This window comes from Streptomyces mabaensis (assembly GCF_053763515.1).
Genome location: NZ_JBSOPZ010000012.1, coordinates 153,427 through 171,024, shown reverse-complemented (window position 1 = coordinate 171,024; position 17,598 = coordinate 153,427). Strand labels below are relative to the sequence as shown.

The following is a 17,598-nucleotide window of genomic DNA, read 5'->3' as shown; positions in this document are numbered from 1 at the left end:
GCCCGTTTGCGGACTCAGAGTGAGCGGCGCACTGTGGATACGCCAGTCGTGGATGTGTCAGTCCACCCCCCACCGTGAAAGGACAACCGTCATGGCGAAGGCAAAGGCGAAGGCCAAGCAGGCCAAGGGCAAGATGAAGGAGTCCACCGGCAAGGCCATGGGCAACGAGACCATGCAGGCGGAGGGCCGCGGCGAGCAGATGACGGGCAAGGCCCAGGAAGCCGCGGACAAGACCGCCAAGCAGATGAAGAAGTCAACGGGGCGGTAAGGCCGTTCACGGCCAGCCCGGTTCGCACCGGGGCCGCGCCCGACGGGCGCGGCCCCGGTGCGTGGTCGCACGTACCCGCAGCGCGTGCGCGTTCACATGTCGTTGTCGGGAGTGTCGTCGTCCGGGAGGGCAGCTGATGCCGACGAGCGCCGGGTCATGACGGGGCTGGACCCGTTCACCGACCTGCTCGACTACCCGATGTACGTCGTGACGGCATCCGCCGGCGGCGAGCAGTCGGGCTGCCTGGTCGGATTCGCCTCGCAGAACTCGCTGCACCCGCCCCGGTTCGTCGTATGGATCTCCAAGGCCAACCACACCTACGGCGTGGCCCGGCGGGCCGGCTTCCTGGCCGTGCACCTGCTGGGGCGCGAACAGTCCGGGCTGGCGGAGCTGTTCGGCGGCCGGACCGGAGACCGCGTCGACAAGTTCAGCCAGGTCCGGTGGCGGCCCGGCCGGGGCGGGGCCCCGGTGCTGGCGGACGCCCGCGCCTGGTTCGTCGGCCGGGTGGAGGACCACGCCGACTGGGGCGACCATGTCGGCTTCCTGCTCGACCCGGTGGAGACCGGCCAGGGCGCCGGGCCCCACGCTCCGGCCGAGGCCGGCGCGGGCGCCGGGGAAGACGCCACCGCACCGCCAAGGGGGGCTCTGCTGAGCCTGAGCGACGTCGTCGATCTCACGCCCGGCCACCCGGCTTAAGGAGACGGCATGCTGCTTCCCGACAAGGCCCTTCTCGCCGCCCTGCTCCGGCGCTACCGCGTCTGGGAGCGCCTCGTGCTCGCGGAGCCACGCGACCTGACCAGACGGCGAAGACTCGAGGACATCGCCTACACCCTCTGCGTGCTGATGGGGAAGCGCACCGCACGGGACGCGATAGCCGAAGCCGAGTCCTACCTCGGGCGGGCCCGCGGTGTCATACCGTCCGCCGACGCGCTCCGGGACCGCTGAGGGCAGTCCCGGCCGGCGCGTCACGTCCGCCGTCGCAGCGCTCGCGCGTCAGCCGCGCCCGCCCGCGTCGCCGCGCGGTTCCTCATCACCCGGATGGGCTACGTCGTTGCCGTGCCCCTTGAGCTGGTACGGCATCAGCCGGTCGCCCCCGGTCGGGAAGTCGGCCGTCGAATGATTGCCGTACTCGTCGATATGGGCCCGGTGGTCCGGGCGGTGTGGCTGCTCCTCGGGCCGGGGCACCGGTGGCTCCTGTGCCCGGCGCTTCCTGCCCCACACGACCGCGCCGATGAGGAGGGCCACCACGGCCAGCCCCACGACGAACGGCCCGATGCCCACCAGATGGTCCCTCGTCACCGCGAGGACGACGTCGGGAGCGATGTCCTGGAGTCTGTTCGGAGTGTTCATGCACCCCGGGTACCCCGCGTGCCGACGGCTCATGTTTCGGGGCATGGAGATCGGCAAAGCGTGTTCCATGGTGCAAATCGGATACACGATGATGACCGAGCAGGCGGGCCCGCGGGAACTCGTGGATCACGTGGTGGGCGCCGAGCGGGCCGGGTTCGACTTCTCCGTGACCTCGGACCACTACTTCCCGTGGCTCGACTCCCAGGGCCACGCGCCGTACGCGTGGAGCGTGCTCGGAGCCGCCGCCCAGGCCACCTCGCGGATCCCGCTGATGACGTTCGTGACCTGCCCGACCGTCCGCTACCACCCGAGCGTCGTCGCCCAGAAGGCGGCCACGATGCAGCTGCTGTCCGAGGGGCGCTTCCGGCTCGGTCTCGGCTCGGGCGAGAACCTCAACGAGCACGTGGTCGGCGTGGGCTGGCCCGCCGCGCACGTCCGGCTGGAGATGCTGGAGGAGGCGATCGAGATCATCCGCAGGCTCTTCGGCGGCGGATACGTGAGTCATCACGGCACCCACTTCGACGTGGAGAACGCCAAACTCTGGGATCTGCCCGACGAACCGCCGCCCATCGGGGTCGCCGTCTCGGGGGAGCGGTCCTGCGAGATCGCCGGCCGGCTCGCCGACCTCGTCATCGCCACCGAGCCCGAGAGTGACCTGCTGGAGGCCTTCGACGCACACGGAGGCACGGGAAAGCCACGCGTCGGCCAGCTCCCGGTCTGCTACGACACCGACCGGGACGCGGCCCTCGCCCGGGCTCATGACCAGTTCCGCTGGTCGGTGGGCGGCTGGCGGGTCAACTCCGAGCTGCCGGGCCCGGCCGGCTTCGCGGCGGCGACCGCGTACGTACGGCCCGAGGACCTCCAGGAGTCCGTCCCGTGCGGCGACGACCTGGAGACGTTCGTCGAGGCGGTGCGCCCCTACGTCGATGCCGGGTTCACCGAGGTCGCCCTCGTCCAGATCGGCGGCAACCAGCAGCAGCCGTTCCTGGACTGGGCGGAGAAGACCCTGCTGCCGGCGCTGCGGGAGCTGTGAGCGGCACGCGCGAGCGAGCCGTCGGCGCCGGGTGGGCGACGACGGCTCACGGTGCGCCTCATGCCAGGTCGGCGGGCTCCCTCGCCGGGGCCTTGCGCGGGGTCACCGCGAGGGAGAAGGAGTGCCCGGCCGGGTCGGCGTACACGCGTACGTCCCGCGGCCCGCTGTTGTCCCGGGCGTCCACCGGCCGCGCGCCCAGGCCGATGGCCTCGCGTTCCGCCTCGTCCATGTCGCCGCGCGCGACGAGAATGCGAAGGTGGGCCTGCTGGGAGTCCTCGGGACGCGGCCAGCTGGGAGGGGCGTAGCCGTGGTCCCGGCGAATCGCCAGGTGCACACCGCTGTTGCCGACGACTTCCACGAAGTCGGGATCGCTCGCCACCCGGATGTCCGCGTCGAGCAGCGCGGCGTAGAACTCCGCCAGCGGCTCGGGCTCGGCACAGTCCAGGATCAGGACACTCGTTTTCTCAACGGTCATGTCGTATCCGGTACCCCCCGCTGTCGGGCGCACACAGGAGGCGACCGGCGGTTTCCGGGCGCCTCGGCGGGTACCCGAACGCAGACCTTCCGGTCGCACGGGCGGCACCACGGGGTGAGCCTGGAAGCGCGGCCCGCCCGGCGGGCGGCGCGAGACCGGTGATCGCCAGAGGAAGGACGCACCGTGGACAGCACACAGCAGCCCGCGACCCAGGTCGTGGTGGAGCTCAGCGGTTGCTCGGCACACGACGCCCACGCCGTGTTCCGCGTGCTGGGGCGGTCGTTCGCCTCCGACCGCGCCGACGACGACGTACCGCATGACGCGGCCGAGGGACGCCCGACCGTCTGGACCTCGACCGTCGACGTCGCGGAGGTACGGGCCGAGGCGGAACCGGTGCATCTGACCGCCCCCGTCATGGCCGCGGTCCAGGGCGGTTACTGGGCGGTGGACCGGCTGCGCGAGGTGCTGGCGGCTGCGTTCGCGGTGGAGGAGGAAGGCATGGCCGCCGGTGACCAGGAGAAGGAAGTCGAACTGCGGCTCGCAAGCCGGTAACTCCTCATGGGCAGGACCGCGCTCGTCGTCATCGACATGATCAACACCTATGACCATGCCGATGCCGAGCTGCTTCTCCCGTCCGTACGGGAGGCGCTGCCCGCGGTGATCCGGCTGCTGGAAGTGGCCAGGAGCCGTGAGGTCCCGGTGATCTACGTCAACGACAACTTCGGTGACTGGCGCTCCCATCACGGGGAGATCGTCCGGACGGCGCTGGCGGGGCCGCACGCCGATCTGGTGCGGCCGGTCCGCCCGGACGAGAACTCACTCTTCGTCATGAAGGCCAGACACTCGATCTTCTTCGAGACCCCGCTCGGGTACCTGCTGGGCGAGCTGGACGTCGATCACCTGGTGCTGTGCGGGCAGGTCACCGAGCAGTGCGTGCTCTACTCCGCCCTGGACGCGCACATCCGCCATCTGACGGTCACCGTGGCCGAGGACGCCGTCGCCCACATTCACGCCGATCTCGCCCGCGCGGCGCTGCGGATGATGGAACGGAACATGAGTGCGGAGATCCGTCGCGCCGACGAGGTGAAGCTGTGACCTGTCGCGTGCGGAGAGCGCCTGGGACGATGGACCCCAGACACCCTGCGAGGAGAGGGCGGTCGCGATGGTGGATGGCAAACCGCCGGCACAGCGGAGCCCGCAGGTCCGTGGCCGCGACGAGACGGAAGAGGAGCGCGCGGACAGACGGTGGGCGGACCTGCTGCAGGAGCTGCGGGTCGCGCAGACCGGCGTGCAGATCCTGTTCGGCTTCCTCCTCACCGTGGTGTTCCAGCCGGTGTTCACCGACCTGAGCACGACGGACCGGACCATTTACGTGGTCACGGTGGTACTGGGCGCGGCGACGACCGGCGCCCTGGTCGGTCCGGTGTCGTTCCACCGCATGGTCACCGGGCGGCGGGTGAAACCGCAGACGGTCATCTGGGCCTCCCGCCTGACCGTCCTCGGACTGTTCCTGCTGCTCTGCACGATGGCGTGCGCGCTCCTGCTCATCCTGCGGGTCGCGCTGGACGACGGCCTGGCCGTGTGGATCGTCGTCGGCATGGTGCTCTGGTTCGCCCTGAGCTGGTTCGCCCTGCCGGCCTGGACGCTCCATTCCGCCCAGCGCGGCCGGCCGCCGCCCGACAAGTGACCCGAGAGGGCACAGCCGGACGGCAGCCGTCACCGCTGGGATCAGATGTTCACGCCGAAGTCCTGCGCGATGCCGCGCAGGCCCGATGCGTACCCCTGGCCGACGGCGCGGAACTTCCACTCCGCGGCGTTGCGGTACAGCTCGCCGAAGACCATCGCCGTCTCGGTGGAGGCGTCCTCGCTCAGGTCGTATCGCGCGAGCTCCTTGCTGTCGGCCTGGTTGACCACGCGAATGAACGCGTTGCGCACCTGACCGAAGCTCTGACTGCGGGTCTCGCCCTCGAAGATCGAGACCGGGAAGACGATCTTGTCGACCTCGGCGGGGACCGTCGAGAGGTTTACCTTGATCTGCTCGTCGTCACCCTCGCCCTCACCGGTGAGGTTGTCACCGGTGTGCTCGACCGAGCCCTCGGGGCTCTTGAGGTTGTTGAAGAAAACGAAGTGCTGGTCGGACACCACCTTGCCGTTCGCTTCCACCAGCAGAGCGCTGGCGTCCAGGTCGAAGTCGGTGCCGGTCGTGCTGCGTACGTCCCAGCCCAGGCCCACGGTGACCGCGGTCAGGCCGGGGGCCTCCTTGGTGAGCGAGACGTTGCCGCCCTTGGAGAGGCTGACACCCATGAAAATCCCTGCTCAATCCGGCGCGGGCCACGCCCCTTGACGGTTTCTTTGCCCAACGGGGCAACGGTTGTCCGCCCCGATCGGTTCCCGGCAGTCACCCGGATGCTCCGCACCCCATCGGGTGCGGAGCGCGGGCAGCCCCCGTGGTGTATCCAGGAGGCATGGATCTCCGGCGGCTCCACCGGGATCACCGCTGGTCGTGGCAGCCGAGCCAAGCGCTGGTGGCGGTGCCCATCGCGCTGATCGTGGCCGTCACCGTGGTCGACATCCTGGCCCCGCCCGAGGTCCACCTGGGCCCCTTCCTGGTCGCCGCCCCCGCCGTCACGGCGTCGTTCGCCGGCCCCAGGATGACCGCGTTCATCGGCGCGGTCGCCGTGCTCGCCCAGGCGGTGGTCGCCATGGTGCGCACCAGCCTCACCGACCTGAACCACACCTTCCAGATCATCGCGCTGATCCTGATCTCGCTGTTCGTGACCTTCTTCGCCCACTTGCGCGAGCGCCACGAGAGGGAGCTGACACAGCTGCGCTGGGTGGCGGAGGCCACGCAACGGGTGGTGCTGCGGCCCATTCCGCAGCGGATCGGCCCGCTGCGCATCGCCTCCGTCTATCTGGCGGCCGAGGCCGAGGCCCAGATCGGCGGCGATCTGTACGCCGCCGCGCGTACGACCCGGGGCACCCGGCTGATCATCGGTGACGTCCGTGGCAAGGGCCTGGAGGCCATCGGCGACGCGGCCCTGCTGCTGGGCGCGTTCCGGGGAGCCGCGCACCGGCAGGCCGACCTGCCCGTACTCATGGCCGACCTCGAGGGGACCGTCTCCTCGGACCTGGATGATCCGGCGGCCGACGGCGACCGGAGCGAGGACCGGGGCGAGAGCTTCATCACCGCCGCCGTGCTCGACGTCCCCGACGCCGAAGCGGTCCTCCACCTGGTCAACTGCGGACATCCGCCGCCCCTGCTGCTGCGCGGCGGCCGGGCGACTCCGCTTCAAGTACGCCGGACCGCGCCTCCCCTCGGCCTCACCTCGTTCGACGGCTCCGCCTTCGCCATGGAGACGTTCGCGTTCGAGCCGGGGGACGTCGTCCTGCTGTACACGGACGGGGTCGTCGAGGCCCGCGACCGGGCCGGCACGTTCTACCCGCTGGCCGAACGGCTGGAGTCCTGGCCGGACCACGGCCCCGACCGGCTCCTGCGCTACCTCTGCGCGGACCTGCTGGCCCACGCCGGCGGCCACCTCGGCGACGATGCGGCCGTCGTCGCGATCGAACGGCTGTGACCGGCGCCGGCCGTCGTCACAGCCAGCCGTTGCGGCGGAAGCCCCGGTGGATGGCGACACACGCGACGGCGATCACGCCCAGGACGAGGGGATAGCCGTACTTCCAGCCGAGTTCGGGCATGTGCTCGAAGTTCATGCCGTACACCCCGCACACCATGGTGGGGACGGCGATGACGGCCGCCCACGCGGTGATCTTCCGCATGTCCTCGTTCTGGGCGACGGTCACCTGGGCCAGATGCGCCTGCAGGATCGAATCGAGCAGCGCGTCGAAGGACGCTATCTGGTCGGTGATCCGGGCCAGATGGTCGGCGACATCGCGGAAGTACGCCTGGTACGTGGTGTCGATCAGCGGCATCGGCCGGGTGGCCAGCGCCTGCAGCGGCCGGTCCAACGGCGCCACGGCCCGCCTCAGTTCGAGGAGCTCCCGCTTGAGCTGGTAGATCCGGCCGGCGTCGCCGCGGCTCGCCTGCTCGCTGAAGACGGCGGTCTCGACCGCGTCGATGTCGTCCTGCACCGCGTCGGCGACCGCGAGGTAGTCGTCGACCACCTGATCGGCGATCGCGTGCAGCACGGCGGACGGTCCCTTGGCCAGCTGCTCGGGGGCCGACTCCAGGGCCTCGCGCAGCGGGCCCAGTGAGCCGTGTCCGCCGTGCCTGACGGTGATGACGAAATCGGCGCCGACGAAGACCATCAGCTCCCCGGTGTCCACCACCTCGCTGGTTGCGGTCAGTTCCTCGTGCTCGACGTAGCAGACCGTCTTGAACACGGCGAACAGCACATCGTCGTACCGCTCCACCTTCGGCCGCGGATGGGGCCGCCCGGCGTCGCCGACAGCCAGCGGGTGGAGGCCGAACAGCTCCGCCGTCCCCGCCAGCTCCGCCTGCCCGGGCTCGTGCAGGCCCACCCAGACGAAGCCGTCCCCCGACTTGCGGACCCGCTGGAGCGCCTCGTCGGCCGGACCGTCCCCGGGCTGGCGCAACCCGTCGAGATAGACCACGCAGTTCTCCACCGCGCTGCCCAGAGGGGACCGCGCGGGATGGCTGAGGTCCACGGTGCGGCGGTACGCCCGGCTCACCGCTCGGCGGAGGGTGCGGATCATGGACACGGGGGAACTCCTTCGGCTGATCGGCGGCCAGTGTGCCACCGACGCCGCGCCCGCCGCCCGGCCGCCCCGGCGAAGAGCCGTGCGGTATCAGGCCAGGCTGATGCCCTGAACCAGGAGCAGAGCCAGGTCCACCGCGGCGACGGCGACCGTCCCGGCGAACGCCGCCTTGCGCCAGTACCGGCCCAGTGCCAGACCCGTGACGGCAAGCAGCGGGGCGGCCGCCAGTGCCGCCGCCCCCCACCCGCCGACCGGCCCGGGGGGACCGAGCACCAGCACCGCCGTCGCCGCGACCAGCGGGACCGGCAGCAGCAGCCGCGTGCCGGTCACGCCCAGCCGGTGCGGCAGTCCCCGCACGCCGGTCGTCAGATCGGCCGGGATGTCGGGGAGTACGTCGCCCAGATGCGCCGCGACCCCGAGCAGCGCCCCGGCCGTCACCGCCCACCAGGCGGGCCACGGACGGCCGGGCAGGCTCAGCGCGACCAGCGAGGGCAGGCTCGCGAAGCCGAGTACGTACGGAAGCCAGGAGAGCACCGTCGCCTTCAGCCACAGGTTGTACGCCCACGCGCCCGCCACCGCGGCCAGATGCGCCGTACCCGCGAGCAGCCCGCAGGCCAGCGACAGCGGCACACACAGCGCGAGCGCGGCGCCGGCCGCCGCCCAGACCGCGGTCCGGCTCACCACCCCGTCGGCCACCGGTTTGCCGCGGCGGCCGACCGTGGCGTCGCGGCCGGCGTCGAACGCGTCGTTGCACCAGCCCACCGACAGCTGGCCGGCCAGCACGGCGGCACCGATGAGCGCACAACGGGCGCCGCCATGACCGGCGCTGACGGCCAGTGCGGTGGCGAGCACGGTGACGGCGACCACCGGCCCCGGATGGCAGGACAGCGCCAGCCCCACGGCACGGCGCAGCGCGAGCCCCACCGCGGCGCGAGGCCCGCGGAGTCCGCGGGGCCTGCGGGGCGGCCGCACGGTCGCGCCGCGCGTCCGGGGCGGGTCGGCAGTGTCCATCGGCCGATGGTAGTCACGCCGCCGCAGGGCCCCGGGACAGCCGGACGGGCGACTTCCGGTGTCGCACGCCTGTACGCGGGCAGGGATGGGGAGCATGAGACCCCCGAGGCGGGACCCGAGATGACCCGGATCGCAGCCGTCCACGGCGCCCTGGCCCCCCATCGCCGTACCCAGCGTGAGATCACCGACATGGTGGCCCGCACCTGCCTGTCCCCCGGGGCGGATCGCCGGGTGCTCGACCGGCTGCACCAGAACGCCGGGGTGCGCACGCGCAACATGGTGCTGCCGATGGAGCGTTACCCCGAACTGGACGGCTTCGGCGCCGCCAACGACGTCTTCATCCGGGCCGCCACCGACCTGGGCACCGAGGCGGTACGCGGCGCGCTGCGCGCTGCCGGGCTGCGGCCCGAGGACGTGGACCTGCTGATGTTCACCTCCGTCACCGGGGTCGCCGCGCCGTCCGTCGATGCCAGGCTGGTCGGGCGGCTGGGCCTGCGGCCCGATGTGAAACGGCTGCCCGTCTTCGGTCTCGGCTGCGTCGCCGGAGCGGCCGGCATCGCGCGGCTGCACGACTATCTGCGCGGCTGGCCCGACCAGGTGGCCGTCCTCCTGTCGGTCGAGCTCTGCTCGCTCACCTTCCAGCGGGGCGACTCCTCGCTCGCCAACCTGGTCGCCACCGGGCTGTTCGGCGACGGGGCCGCGGCCGTGGTCGCCGTCGGCGGCCGGCGGGCACCGGCAGCGGGGCCCGAAGTGGTGGCCACCCGCAGCCGGATGTACCCCGACACCGAGCGCGTCATGGGCTGGGACATCAGGAGCACCGGATTCCGTGTCGTCCTCGACCCGTCCGTACCCGACGTGGTCCGCCGCTATCTCGCCGACGACGTCAGCGACTTCCTGGCGGAGCACGGCCTCAAACCCAAGGACGTGGCCCACTGGGTGTGTCACCCCGGCGGCCCCAAGGTGCTCGACGCCGTGACCGAGGCGCTGTCGCTGCCCGAGGACGCGCTCGACGTCACCTGGAACTCGCTGGCCGACGTGGGGAATCTGTCCTCGTCCTCGGTCCTGCACGTGCTGCGGGACACGATGGAGCAGCGGCGGCCCGAACCGGGTACGCCCGGTCTGCTGTTGGCCATGGGACCGGGGTTCTGCTGTGAACTCGTGCTGCTGCGCTGGTAGGCCGCCGGCCCGGTCAAGAAGGGTCGAGAGGGTCCCGGTCGAGAACGGTCGAGAAGGTAGGGACACATGATCTGGTACACCGCCCTCGTGCTGGCCGTCGCGGGTGAACGCATCGCCGAACTCGTCGTGGCCCTGCGCAATGCGCGCTGGAGCTTGGCCCGTGGCGGCACCGAGGCCGGCCGCGGCCACTATCCGGCGATGGTCGCGCTGCACACCGCCCTGCTGGCCGGCTGCCTCGCCGAAGTGTGGCTGGCCGGACGCCCGTTCCTGCCCCTGCTCGGCTGGACGATGCTGGCGGTCGTCGTGGCCGCGCAGGCCCTGCGCTGGTGGTGCATCCGTACGCTGGGCCGTCAGTGGAACACCCGGGTGATCGTCGTACCCGGCCTGCCCCTGGTGTCGGGCGGCCCCTACCGGTGGCTGCGGCACCCGAACTACGTCGCCGTCGTCGCCGAGGGGCTGGCGCTCCCGCTGGTCCACGGGGCCTGGGTGACCGCCGCCGTCTTCACCGGGCTGAACGCGGTGCTCATGGCCGTGCGGATCCGCTGCGAGGAGGCGGCCCTGGCGACCATGACCGCGCAGGCCCGGACGTGATCGACGTCCTGGTGGCCGGCGGCGGACCGGCCGGGCTCGCGACAGCCGTCCACGCGGCCCTCGCGGGGATGGAGGCCGTCGTGGTGGAGCCGCGCGCCGCCCCCGTGGACAAGGCCTGCGGCGAGGGCATCATGCCGAGCGGCGCGGTGGCGCTGCGCGCGCTGGGCATCGCGGTCACCGGTCATGAACTGCGCGGCATCCGCTACCGGGACGGCGGCCGGACGGCCGAGGCGAGGTTCCGCGAGCGGCCGGGCCCCGGGCTGGGCGTACGGCGGACCGCGCTGCACGCCGCCCTGCACCGGCGAGCGCTGGACCTCGGGGTCCGGATCGTGCCGGGGAAGGTGGACGGGGTCCGGCAGGGCGACGACCGGGTGACCGCGGCCGGCCTGACGGCGCGTTGGCTGGTCGCCGCCGACGGGCTGCACTCCCCGCTCCGCCGCAGCCTCGGCCTCGATGTGCCCGTCCGCGCGCCGCGCCGCTTCGGCCTGCGCCGGCACTACCGGATCGCGCCGTGGTCGGACTTCGTCGAGGTCCACTGGTCGCGCCACGGCGAGGCGTACGTGACCCCGCTCGGGAACGGCCTGGTGGGCGTCGCCGTACTGAGCCGCGACCGCCGCTCGTACGAGGAGCACCTCACGGCCTTCCCACAACTGGCCCCGTTGCTGCGGGGCGGCGAGGCGGGCCCGGTGCGCGGCGCCGGACCGCTGCGCCGGCGGGCCCGGAGCCCGCTGGCCGGCCGGGTGCTGCTGGTGGGCGACGCGGCAGGCTATGTGGACGCCCTGACCGGCGAGGGCATCGCGCTGGCCCTGGCGACGGCCGGAGCGGCCGTATGGTGCCTGGCCGCCGACGACCCGGCGGCGTACCCGGCGCGCTGGGCCGGGACGACCCGACGGCACCGGCTGCTCACCGAGGCCCTGCTGTACGCGGCCCGGCGGCCGGCTACGGCGCGCCTGATCGTCCCGGCGGCCTGCCGCGTGCCGTCCGCGTTCCGGGCCGCCGTGCACGCCCTGCAGTGACGCGCTCCCGAGTGAAGCGCTCCCGAGTGAAGCGCTCCCGAATGACGCGCTCCCGCGGGAGAAGCCGCCACGCCGTGAAGCTGGGCTGTTGACCCGCTTAAGAAATCCTCGATGGACTTAACGTTCAGGGCTCGGCAGATTGGTGTTGCACACATCACAGCCCCGTCACAGCCCCGTCACCAGCCCTGGAGCCGCAGCAATGAAGGCACTCGTCAAGCACAAGGCCGAGCCCGGGCTGTGGCTCATGGACGTGCCGGAGCCGGAGACCGGCCCCGGCGACGTCCTGATCAAGGTGCTGCGCACCGGGATCTGCGGTACCGACCTGCACATCCGGTCCTGGGACGGCTGGGCCCAGCAGGCCGTCCGGACGCCGCTCGTCCTCGGGCACGAGTTCGTCGGCGAGGTCGCCGCCGTCGGCGCGGACGTACAGGACATCGTGATCGGCGACCTGGTGAGCGGCGAGGGCCACCTGGTGTGCGGCAAGTGCCGCAACTGTCTGGCCGGCCGCCGGCACCTGTGCCGCAGCACGATCGGCCTCGGAGTCGGCCGCGACGGCGCCTTCGCCGAGTACGTGGCCCTGCCCGCCTCCAACGTCTGGGTGCACCGGACCAAGGTGGACCTGGACGTCGCCGCGATCTTCGATCCGTTCGGCAACGCCGTCCACACCGCGCTCTCCTTCCCCCTGGTCGGCGAGGACGTCCTGATCACCGGTGCGGGCCCGATCGGCATCATGGCGGCGGCCGTCGCCCGGCACGCCGGCGCCCGCAACGTCGTGATCACCGATGTGAGCGAATCCCGGCTTGCCCTGGCCCGCAAGGTCGGCGCCACCCTCGCGCTGAACGTCGCCGAGTCGTCGATCGCCGACGCCCAGCGGCAGTTGGGGCTGAAGGAGGGCTTCGACATCGGCCTGGAGATGTCCGGCCGGCCCGAGGCCGTGCGCGACATGATCGACAACATGACGCACGGCGGCCGGATCGCCATGCTGGGCCTGCCGGCCGAGGAGTTCGCCGTCGACTGGTCGAAGATCGTGACCTCGATGATCACCGTCAAGGGCATCTACGGCCGTGAGATGTACGAGACGTGGTACGCCATGACCGTGCTGCTGGAGGGCGGGCTCGACCTGTCCCCGGTGATCACCGGCAGCTACGCCTACCAGGACTTCGACGCCGCCTTCGACGAGGCCGCCACCGCCCGCAGCGGAAAGATCATCCTCGACTGGACCGTCTGAGACCGTCCGGACCGACCGAGCCACCCAGCCCGTCCCCTCTCCCTCAAGGAGCCCCTCTCCATGTACGCGTCCGTCCGCGACGACCTCCGCGCCACCCTCGACGAGATCCGCTCCGCCGGCCTCTTCAAGCCCGAGCGCGTCATCGGCACCCCGCAGAGCGCGGCCGTCTCCGTCACCGCCGGCGGACGCCCCGGTGAGGTCCTCAACTTCTGCGCCAACAACTACCTCGGCCTCGCCGACCACCCCGAGGTCGTCTCCGCCGCCAAGGACGCCCTCGACCGCTGGGGCTACGGCATGGCGTCCGTACGGTTCATCTGCGGTACCCAGGACGTCCACAAGGAGCTGGAGCGGCGGCTGTCCGCGTTCCTCGGCCAGGAGGACACGATCCTGTACTCCTCCTGTTTCGACGCCAACGGTGGTGTCTTCGAGACGCTGCTCGGCCCCGAGGACGCGGTCATCTCCGACGCCCTCAACCACGCCAGCATCATCGACGGCATCCGCCTCTCCAAGGCCCGCCGCTTCCGTTACGCCAACCGCGACCTCGCCGACCTGGAGCAGCAGCTCAAGGAGGCCGTCGCGGGCGGCGCCCGCCGCCGGCTCATCGTCACCGACGGCGTGTTCTCCATGGACGGCTACGTCGCCCCGCTCGACGAGATCTGCGATCTGGCCGACCGCTACGACGCGATGGTCATGGTCGACGACTCGCACGCCGTCGGCTTCGTCGGCCCCGGCGGCCGCGGCACCCCCGAGCTGCACGGCGTGATGGACCGCGTCGACATCATCACCGGCACCCTGGGCAAGGCCCTCGGCGGCGCGTCCGGCGGCTATGTCGCCGCCCGCGCGGAGATCGTCGGCCTGCTGCGCCAGCGCTCGCGCCCGTACCTCTTCTCCAACTCCCTCGCCCCGGTCATCGCCGCCGCGTCCCTCAAGGTCCTGGACCTGCTGGAGTCCGCGGGCGATCTGCGCGAGCGGCTGAACGCCAACACCGCGCTCTTCCGGACCAGGATGACCGAGGCGGGCTTCGAGATCCTGCCCGGCGACCACGCGATCGCCCCCGTGATGATCGGCGACGCCGCGGAGGCGGCCCGGATGGCAGACCTCCTGCTGGAGCGCGGCGTGTACGTGATCGGCTTCTCGTACCCCGTCGTCCCGATGGGCCAGGCCCGGATCCGCGTCCAGCTCTCCGCGGCGCACTCGACGGCCGACGTCGAACGTGCTGTCGCCGCGTTCATCGAGGCGCGGGAGGCGCTCCAGGGCTGGGCGGAGGTCTGACGGGCCAGCCTGGCGGCCCGCCCGCCCCGGCGGGCCGTGCGGGGCTCCGACCTGGCCGCCCTGGCGGCGGCCGCGCCAGCGGGTGCTTCTTCGGCAGGCGGGCCTGCCGGGACCGAGCTGTCGGGCTGCACCGACCGGGCCAGGTCTGACCGGGCCAGGTCTGACCGGGCCGAACTGGCCGGGCTGCTCCGGCGGGCGCCCAGGTAGGACGGGCTGACGGGCGGCGGGCGCGAACCGATGGGCCGGCATGACGGGCGACGTGGCACCGCACACCCCGCCGTGGCCCGGCCGGTCGAGCTGCCTGGGCGGGTCGAGGGACCCGGGACGTCCGGGCGCCCTGCCGACCGGGCCGTACGAGGGCACGCCGCCCACGCGAGCGGCTGCCGCCGGCTGGCAAAATGGTCGGGTGATCGACCCTCGGCGGCTGCGCATCCTGCGGGCCGTGGCGGACCACCGTACGGTGACCGCCGCGGCCGCCGCGCTGTACCTGACCCCTTCGGCCGTCTCCCAGCAGCTCGCCGCGCTTGAGCAGGAGACCGGCCACGTCCTGCTGACCCGCAGCGGCCGGGGAGTGCGGCTGACCGCGGCGGGGGAGATCCTGCTCGTCCACGCCCACGAGGTAGTGGCCCAGCTGGAGCGCGCAGAGGCCGAGCTCGCCGCCTACGCGGGCGGCGCGGCCGGCGAGGTGACGGTCGCCGCCTTCGCGACCGGCATCGCCGAGGTACTGGCCCCCGTCATCGCCCTGCTCGCCGACCGGAACCCGGGCATCCGCGTACGGGTACGGGACGCCGAGGGTGACGAGAGCCTGCCGCTGGTGCTCGACGGCGAGGCGGATCTCGCCCTGGCGGTCGAGTACCGGGGCGCGCCGCATGAGGACGACCTCCGGCTCGCCCGGGTCCCGCTGTACGCGGAGCCCTTCGACGCCGTCCTGCACGCCGGCCACCCGCTCGAGCAGGGCGCCCACGTGTCCCTGGCCGAGCTGGCCGACAGCGACTGGATCAGTCCGTACCCCGGCAACCCCTGCCACGACGTGATGGTGCTCGCCTGCGAACTGGCCGGGTTCCAGCCGCGCCTGGTGCACACCTCGGACGACTTCCGTGCCGTGGTGGCGCTCGCCGGAGCGGGTGCCGGGGTCGCGCTGGTGCCGCGCTCCGCGCTGCGCGGTATGGAGCTGAAGGACACCGTCGTCCGCCCGGTGGAGGGCCCGGCGGCGACCCGCCGGGTGTTCGCCGCGGTGCGCCGCGGCGCGGCGGACCATCCACTGATCCGCCCGGTGCTCGATGCCCTCACGGAGATCGCAGACGGCCTCCCGCGAAGCTGAGGCCGCCGGGCGGCCGGCTCAGCGGGCTCCCGCCGGGGCGCAGCCTGGCGGGAGCCCGATCGGCGCCGCCCGTGGTTTTGCCCGCCGGGCCGGTTCCGCGTCGGCTGAGCTGATCGGGGGCGCGGAGGCCGTCGGGTCGCCCGGCGTCCTCCAGATCAGCGAGAGCGCGGTGAAGTACCGGTACGGCCGGGTGCTGCCGCTGGCCCGAGCGGCCGTCGCCGCGGCCCACGAGGCCGCCGTGCCGGTCGCGCTCCACCTCGACCCCGTCAAGAGCGATGACCTGCTGCGCCAGGCCGCCGCTGCCGGTTTCAGCTCCGTGGTGTACGACGCGACGCGGCGCACCTGCAGTACGCGGAGAACCTCGCCGCCACCCGCGCCGCGGCCGACTGGGCACACGCGCACGGCCTCTGGATCGAGGCCGAGTTGGGCGAGGTCGGCAGCAAGGGCGGCGCAGCTCCGCTGGACGCGCACGCGCCCCGCGCCCGTAAGGACCCGGCGGAGGCGCGGGCCTTCGTCACCGCGTCCGCGCTGGCCGGGGCGCTGGACGTGCCGCTCGTGCTGCACGGTCCCTCCGGTGTGCCGGACGAGCAGCTGACGGCGGCCGTCTCCGGCGGTATGGCGAAGGTGAACACCGGCACGGCCCTGAACGTCGCGTGACCGCGGCCATTCGCGAGTATCTGGCCGCGAACCCCGACGCGGTCGACTCGCGGACGTATCTCTCGGTCGGCCGGCGGGCGATGTCGCGCACCGTCACCGGGCTCATCCGGGTCCTCGGGGCGGGGACACCGGCTGAGCCGGACCCGCGCCGTTCGCCGTGCCATCGTGTCATCGCCATTCACAAAGAATGAAACACGTTCTACTGTGCCCCTCGACCGATCCCGCACCGAGGAGGGGCCGTGCACCTCGCATACACGCCTGAGCAGCAGCAGTTGCGCGCCGAGCTGCGTGCGTACTTCGCCGAACTGGTGCCGGACGACGTCTACGCCCAGTACGGCGACCCGGCCACCCAGAAGCGGTTCTACCGCGAGACGATCCGCCGCCTCGGTACGGACGGGTGGCTCGGCGTCGGCTGGCCGAAGGAGTACGGCGGTCGCGGGCTCTCGCCGATGGAGCAGTTCATCTTCTTCGACGAGGCCGCCCAGGCGGGCGTGCCGCTGCCGCTCATGGCCCTCAACACCGTCGGCCCGACGATCATGCAGTTCGGCACCGAGGAGCAGAAGGCCTTCTTCCTGCCGGGGATCCTCTCCGGGGAGATCGACTTCGCGATCGGCTACAGCGAGCCCGACGCCGGCACCGACCTCGCCGCCCTGAAGACCCGCGCGGTCAGGGAGGGCGACGAGGTCACCGGCCACTACACCGTGAACGGCCAGAAGATCTGGACCACCAACGGCGACACGGCGGACTGGGTGTGGCTCGCGGTGCGCACCGATCCGGACGCCCCGCCCCACAAGGGCATCACCATGCTGCTCGTGCCGACCTCCGACCCCGGCTACTCCTGCACCCTCATCAACACCCTCGCCTCGCACGACACCACGGCCAGCTACTACGAGAACGTCGTGGTGCCCGCCTCCCGCCGGGTCGGCGAGGAGAACAAGGGCTGGCGGCTGATCACCAACCAGCTCAACCACGAGCGCGTCACCCTCGCCGCGCACGGCACCATGGCCATCCGCGCCCTGCACAACGTCCAGCGCTGGGCCGCCGGCACCAAACTCGCCGACGGGCGCCGCGTCATCGACCTCGGCTGGGTGCGCGGCCGTCTCGCCCGGACGCACACCAGGCTCGACGCGATGAAGCTGCTCAACTGGCGGATGGTGAACGCGGTCCAGGACGGCACGCTCACCCCGCAGGACGCCTCCGCCGTCAAGGTGTACGGATCCGAGGCGCGGCGCGAGGCGTACGCCTGGCTGATGGAAGTCGTCGGCGCGGCGGGCCCGTTGAAGGAGGCCTCCGCCGGCGCGGTGCTGCACGGCGAGCTGGAGCGCGGCTACCGCAGCGCGGTCATCTTCACCTTCGGCGGCGGGAACAACGAGATCCAGCGGGAGATCATCTCCTGGATCGGCCTGGGCATGCCGCGCGTACGCCGCTGAACTCCGCCGCGGCACGGTGTGGGACTCCGCGCGCGGCACGGTGCGGGGAACCGGTGGGGCGCACCCCGCGTCCCACCGGCGTTCCCGACC

At 72.3% G+C, this 17,598-nt stretch carries 20 protein-coding genes and 1 pseudogene; 16 read left to right on the top strand and 5 right to left on the bottom strand.

What is annotated here, in order from left to right:
- Window positions 1-91: 91 nt before the first annotated feature.
- From ACWV17_RS13555 to ACWV17_RS13545, 3 genes are all read left to right on the top strand, one after another.
- Window positions 92-268, top strand: coding sequence for a CsbD family protein (locus ACWV17_RS13555; protein ID WP_455354910.1), 177 nt, complete (start codon window positions 92-94; stop codon window positions 266-268).
- A gap of 156 nt (window positions 269-424) precedes the next feature.
- Window positions 425-964 carry a flavin reductase family protein gene (locus tag ACWV17_RS13550; RefSeq protein ID WP_455359872.1) on the top strand — a complete coding sequence of 180 codons (540 nt, stop codon included), beginning with the start codon at window positions 425-427 and terminating at the stop codon, window positions 962-964.
- A 9-nt stretch (window positions 965-973) separates the two neighbouring features.
- Window positions 974-1,213, top strand: coding sequence for a DUF5133 domain-containing protein (locus tag ACWV17_RS13545; RefSeq protein WP_455354908.1), 240 nt, complete (start codon window positions 974-976; stop codon window positions 1,211-1,213).
- A gap of 48 nt (window positions 1,214-1,261) precedes the next feature.
- Here the strand turns inward: ACWV17_RS13545 and ACWV17_RS13540 are convergent, their stop codons facing one another.
- The gene (locus ACWV17_RS13540) at window positions 1,262-1,618 is read right to left on the bottom strand and encodes a DUF6479 family protein (RefSeq protein ID WP_455354907.1); all 357 of its coding nucleotides are present in this window, start codon (window positions 1,616-1,618) and stop codon (window positions 1,262-1,264) included.
- A 67-nt stretch (window positions 1,619-1,685) separates the two neighbouring features.
- Here ACWV17_RS13540 and ACWV17_RS13535 point away from each other — a divergent pair, with 67 nt between their 5' ends.
- On the top strand, window positions 1,686-2,651 hold the full coding sequence (locus ACWV17_RS13535; RefSeq protein WP_455359891.1) for an LLM class F420-dependent oxidoreductase: 966 nt from the start codon (window positions 1,686-1,688) through the stop codon (window positions 2,649-2,651).
- A gap of 58 nt (window positions 2,652-2,709) precedes the next feature.
- Here ACWV17_RS13535 and ACWV17_RS13530 read toward each other — a convergent pair whose 3' ends face one another.
- Complete coding sequence (locus ACWV17_RS13530; RefSeq protein WP_455354905.1) at window positions 2,710-3,126, bottom strand: VOC family protein; 417 nt, start codon at window positions 3,124-3,126, stop codon at window positions 2,710-2,712.
- A gap of 183 nt (window positions 3,127-3,309) precedes the next feature.
- Here ACWV17_RS13530 and ACWV17_RS13525 point away from each other — a divergent pair, with 183 nt between their 5' ends.
- The 3 genes from ACWV17_RS13525 to ACWV17_RS13515 all read left to right on the top strand — a co-directional run bounded on the left by ACWV17_RS13525 (window position 3,310) and on the right by ACWV17_RS13515 (window position 4,813).
- Window positions 3,310-3,678 (top strand): hypothetical protein, encoded by a 369-nt coding sequence (locus ACWV17_RS13525; RefSeq protein WP_455354904.1) that lies wholly within the window; start codon window positions 3,310-3,312, stop codon window positions 3,676-3,678.
- Window positions 3,679-3,684: 6 nt separating this feature from the next.
- Window positions 3,685-4,221: an isochorismatase family cysteine hydrolase gene (locus ACWV17_RS13520; RefSeq protein ID WP_455354903.1), complete on the top strand. Its 537-nt coding sequence runs from the start codon at window positions 3,685-3,687 to the stop codon at window positions 4,219-4,221.
- A 67-nt stretch (window positions 4,222-4,288) separates the two neighbouring features.
- Complete coding sequence (locus tag ACWV17_RS13515; RefSeq protein ID WP_455354902.1) at window positions 4,289-4,813, top strand: DUF6328 family protein; 525 nt, start codon at window positions 4,289-4,291, stop codon at window positions 4,811-4,813.
- A gap of 41 nt (window positions 4,814-4,854) precedes the next feature.
- On the opposite strand, the gene ACWV17_RS13510 is transcribed toward ACWV17_RS13515, so the two are convergent.
- The gene (locus ACWV17_RS13510) at window positions 4,855-5,430 is read right to left on the bottom strand and encodes a TerD family protein (RefSeq protein WP_455354901.1); all 576 of its coding nucleotides are present in this window, start codon (window positions 5,428-5,430) and stop codon (window positions 4,855-4,857) included.
- Window positions 5,431-5,591: 161 nt separating this feature from the next.
- Between ACWV17_RS13510 and ACWV17_RS13505 the strand changes: the two genes are divergently transcribed.
- On the top strand, window positions 5,592-6,704 hold the full coding sequence (locus tag ACWV17_RS13505) for a PP2C family protein-serine/threonine phosphatase (RefSeq protein WP_455359871.1): 1,113 nt from the start codon (window positions 5,592-5,594) through the stop codon (window positions 6,702-6,704).
- Between the two features lie 16 nt (window positions 6,705-6,720).
- Here ACWV17_RS13505 and ACWV17_RS13500 read toward each other — a convergent pair whose 3' ends face one another.
- Both ACWV17_RS13500 and ACWV17_RS13495 read right to left on the bottom strand, forming a co-directional pair.
- The gene (locus tag ACWV17_RS13500) at window positions 6,721-7,803 is read right to left on the bottom strand and encodes a magnesium and cobalt transport protein CorA (RefSeq protein WP_455359870.1); all 1,083 of its coding nucleotides are present in this window, start codon (window positions 7,801-7,803) and stop codon (window positions 6,721-6,723) included.
- 93 nt (window positions 7,804-7,896) lie between these two features.
- Window positions 7,897-8,817, bottom strand: a complete 921-nt coding sequence (locus ACWV17_RS13495) for a UbiA family prenyltransferase (protein ID WP_455359869.1) — start codon at window positions 8,815-8,817, stop codon at window positions 7,897-7,899.
- Window positions 8,818-8,937: 120 nt separating this feature from the next.
- On the opposite strand from ACWV17_RS13495, the gene ACWV17_RS13490 reads away from it, so the two are divergent.
- The 8 genes and pseudogenes from ACWV17_RS13490 (at window position 8,938) to ACWV17_RS13455 (ending at window position 17,508) form a co-directional block, all read left to right on the top strand.
- Entirely contained in the window at window positions 8,938-9,993 is a 1,056-nt protein-coding gene (locus tag ACWV17_RS13490; RefSeq protein WP_455359868.1) for a type III polyketide synthase, read from the top strand.
- 66 nt (window positions 9,994-10,059) lie between these two features.
- On the top strand, window positions 10,060-10,584 hold the full coding sequence (locus ACWV17_RS13485) for an isoprenylcysteine carboxyl methyltransferase family protein (protein WP_455359867.1): 525 nt from the start codon (window positions 10,060-10,062) through the stop codon (window positions 10,582-10,584).
- Window positions 10,581-11,600, top strand: coding sequence for an NAD(P)/FAD-dependent oxidoreductase (locus ACWV17_RS13480; RefSeq protein WP_455359866.1), 1,020 nt, complete (start codon window positions 10,581-10,583; stop codon window positions 11,598-11,600). The genes ACWV17_RS13485 and ACWV17_RS13480 overlap by 4 nt, the downstream gene beginning before the upstream one ends.
- Window positions 11,601-11,799: 199 nt before the next feature.
- Window positions 11,800-12,828, top strand: a complete 1,029-nt coding sequence (tdh, locus tag ACWV17_RS13475) for an L-threonine 3-dehydrogenase (protein WP_455359865.1) — start codon at window positions 11,800-11,802, stop codon at window positions 12,826-12,828.
- Window positions 12,829-12,888: 60 nt separating this feature from the next.
- Window positions 12,889-14,100: a glycine C-acetyltransferase gene (locus ACWV17_RS13470; RefSeq protein ID WP_455354893.1), complete on the top strand. Its 1,212-nt coding sequence runs from the start codon at window positions 12,889-12,891 to the stop codon at window positions 14,098-14,100.
- A 406-nt stretch (window positions 14,101-14,506) separates the two neighbouring features.
- Window positions 14,507-15,421 carry a LysR family transcriptional regulator gene (locus ACWV17_RS13465; protein ID WP_455359864.1) on the top strand — a complete coding sequence of 305 codons (915 nt, stop codon included), beginning with the start codon at window positions 14,507-14,509 and terminating at the stop codon, window positions 15,419-15,421.
- 58 nt (window positions 15,422-15,479) lie between these two features.
- Window positions 15,480-16,269: pseudogene (locus ACWV17_RS13460) on the top strand (class II fructose-bisphosphate aldolase).
- 48 nt (window positions 16,270-16,317) lie between these two features.
- A complete protein-coding gene (locus ACWV17_RS13455) occupies window positions 16,318-17,508 on the top strand; it encodes an acyl-CoA dehydrogenase family protein (RefSeq protein WP_455359863.1) in 1,191 nt (396 codons plus the stop codon).
- The last annotated feature ends 90 nt before the right edge of the window (window positions 17,509-17,598 follow it).

Bases quoted from the DNA above. Each gene is read 5' to 3' on its own strand.
- ACWV17_RS13485 (WP_455359867.1), top strand. From the start codon at position 10,060: ATGATCTGGTACACCGCCCTCGTGCTGGCCGTCGCGGGTGAACGCATC.
- ACWV17_RS13510 (WP_455354901.1), bottom strand. From the start codon at position 5,430: ATGGGTGTCAGCCTCTCCAAGGGCGGCAACGTCTCGCTCACCAAGGAG.
- ACWV17_RS13555 (WP_455354910.1), top strand. From the start codon at position 92: ATGGCGAAGGCAAAGGCGAAGGCCAAGCAGGCCAAGGGCAAGATGAAG.
- ACWV17_RS13520 (WP_455354903.1), top strand. From the start codon at position 3,685: ATGGGCAGGACCGCGCTCGTCGTCATCGACATGATCAACACCTATGAC.
- ACWV17_RS13550 (WP_455359872.1), top strand. From the start codon at position 425: ATGACGGGGCTGGACCCGTTCACCGACCTGCTCGACTACCCGATGTAC.
- ACWV17_RS13495 (WP_455359869.1), bottom strand. From the start codon at position 8,817: ATGGACACTGCCGACCCGCCCCGGACGCGCGGCGCGACCGTGCGGCCG.
- ACWV17_RS13540 (WP_455354907.1), bottom strand. From the start codon at position 1,618: ATGAACACTCCGAACAGACTCCAGGACATCGCTCCCGACGTCGTCCTC.
- ACWV17_RS13470 (WP_455354893.1), top strand. From the start codon at position 12,889: ATGTACGCGTCCGTCCGCGACGACCTCCGCGCCACCCTCGACGAGATC.
- ACWV17_RS13505 (WP_455359871.1), top strand. From the start codon at position 5,592: ATGGATCTCCGGCGGCTCCACCGGGATCACCGCTGGTCGTGGCAGCCG.
- ACWV17_RS13490 (WP_455359868.1), top strand. From the start codon at position 8,938: ATGACCCGGATCGCAGCCGTCCACGGCGCCCTGGCCCCCCATCGCCGT.
- ACWV17_RS13515 (WP_455354902.1), top strand. From the start codon at position 4,289: ATGGTGGATGGCAAACCGCCGGCACAGCGGAGCCCGCAGGTCCGTGGC.
- ACWV17_RS13545 (WP_455354908.1), top strand. From the start codon at position 974: ATGCTGCTTCCCGACAAGGCCCTTCTCGCCGCCCTGCTCCGGCGCTAC.
- ACWV17_RS13500 (WP_455359870.1), bottom strand. From the start codon at position 7,803: ATGATCCGCACCCTCCGCCGAGCGGTGAGCCGGGCGTACCGCCGCACC.
- tdh (WP_455359865.1), top strand. From the start codon at position 11,800: ATGAAGGCACTCGTCAAGCACAAGGCCGAGCCCGGGCTGTGGCTCATG.
- ACWV17_RS13530 (WP_455354905.1), bottom strand. From the start codon at position 3,126: ATGACCGTTGAGAAAACGAGTGTCCTGATCCTGGACTGTGCCGAGCCC.
- ACWV17_RS13535 (WP_455359891.1), top strand. From the start codon at position 1,686: ATGGTGCAAATCGGATACACGATGATGACCGAGCAGGCGGGCCCGCGG.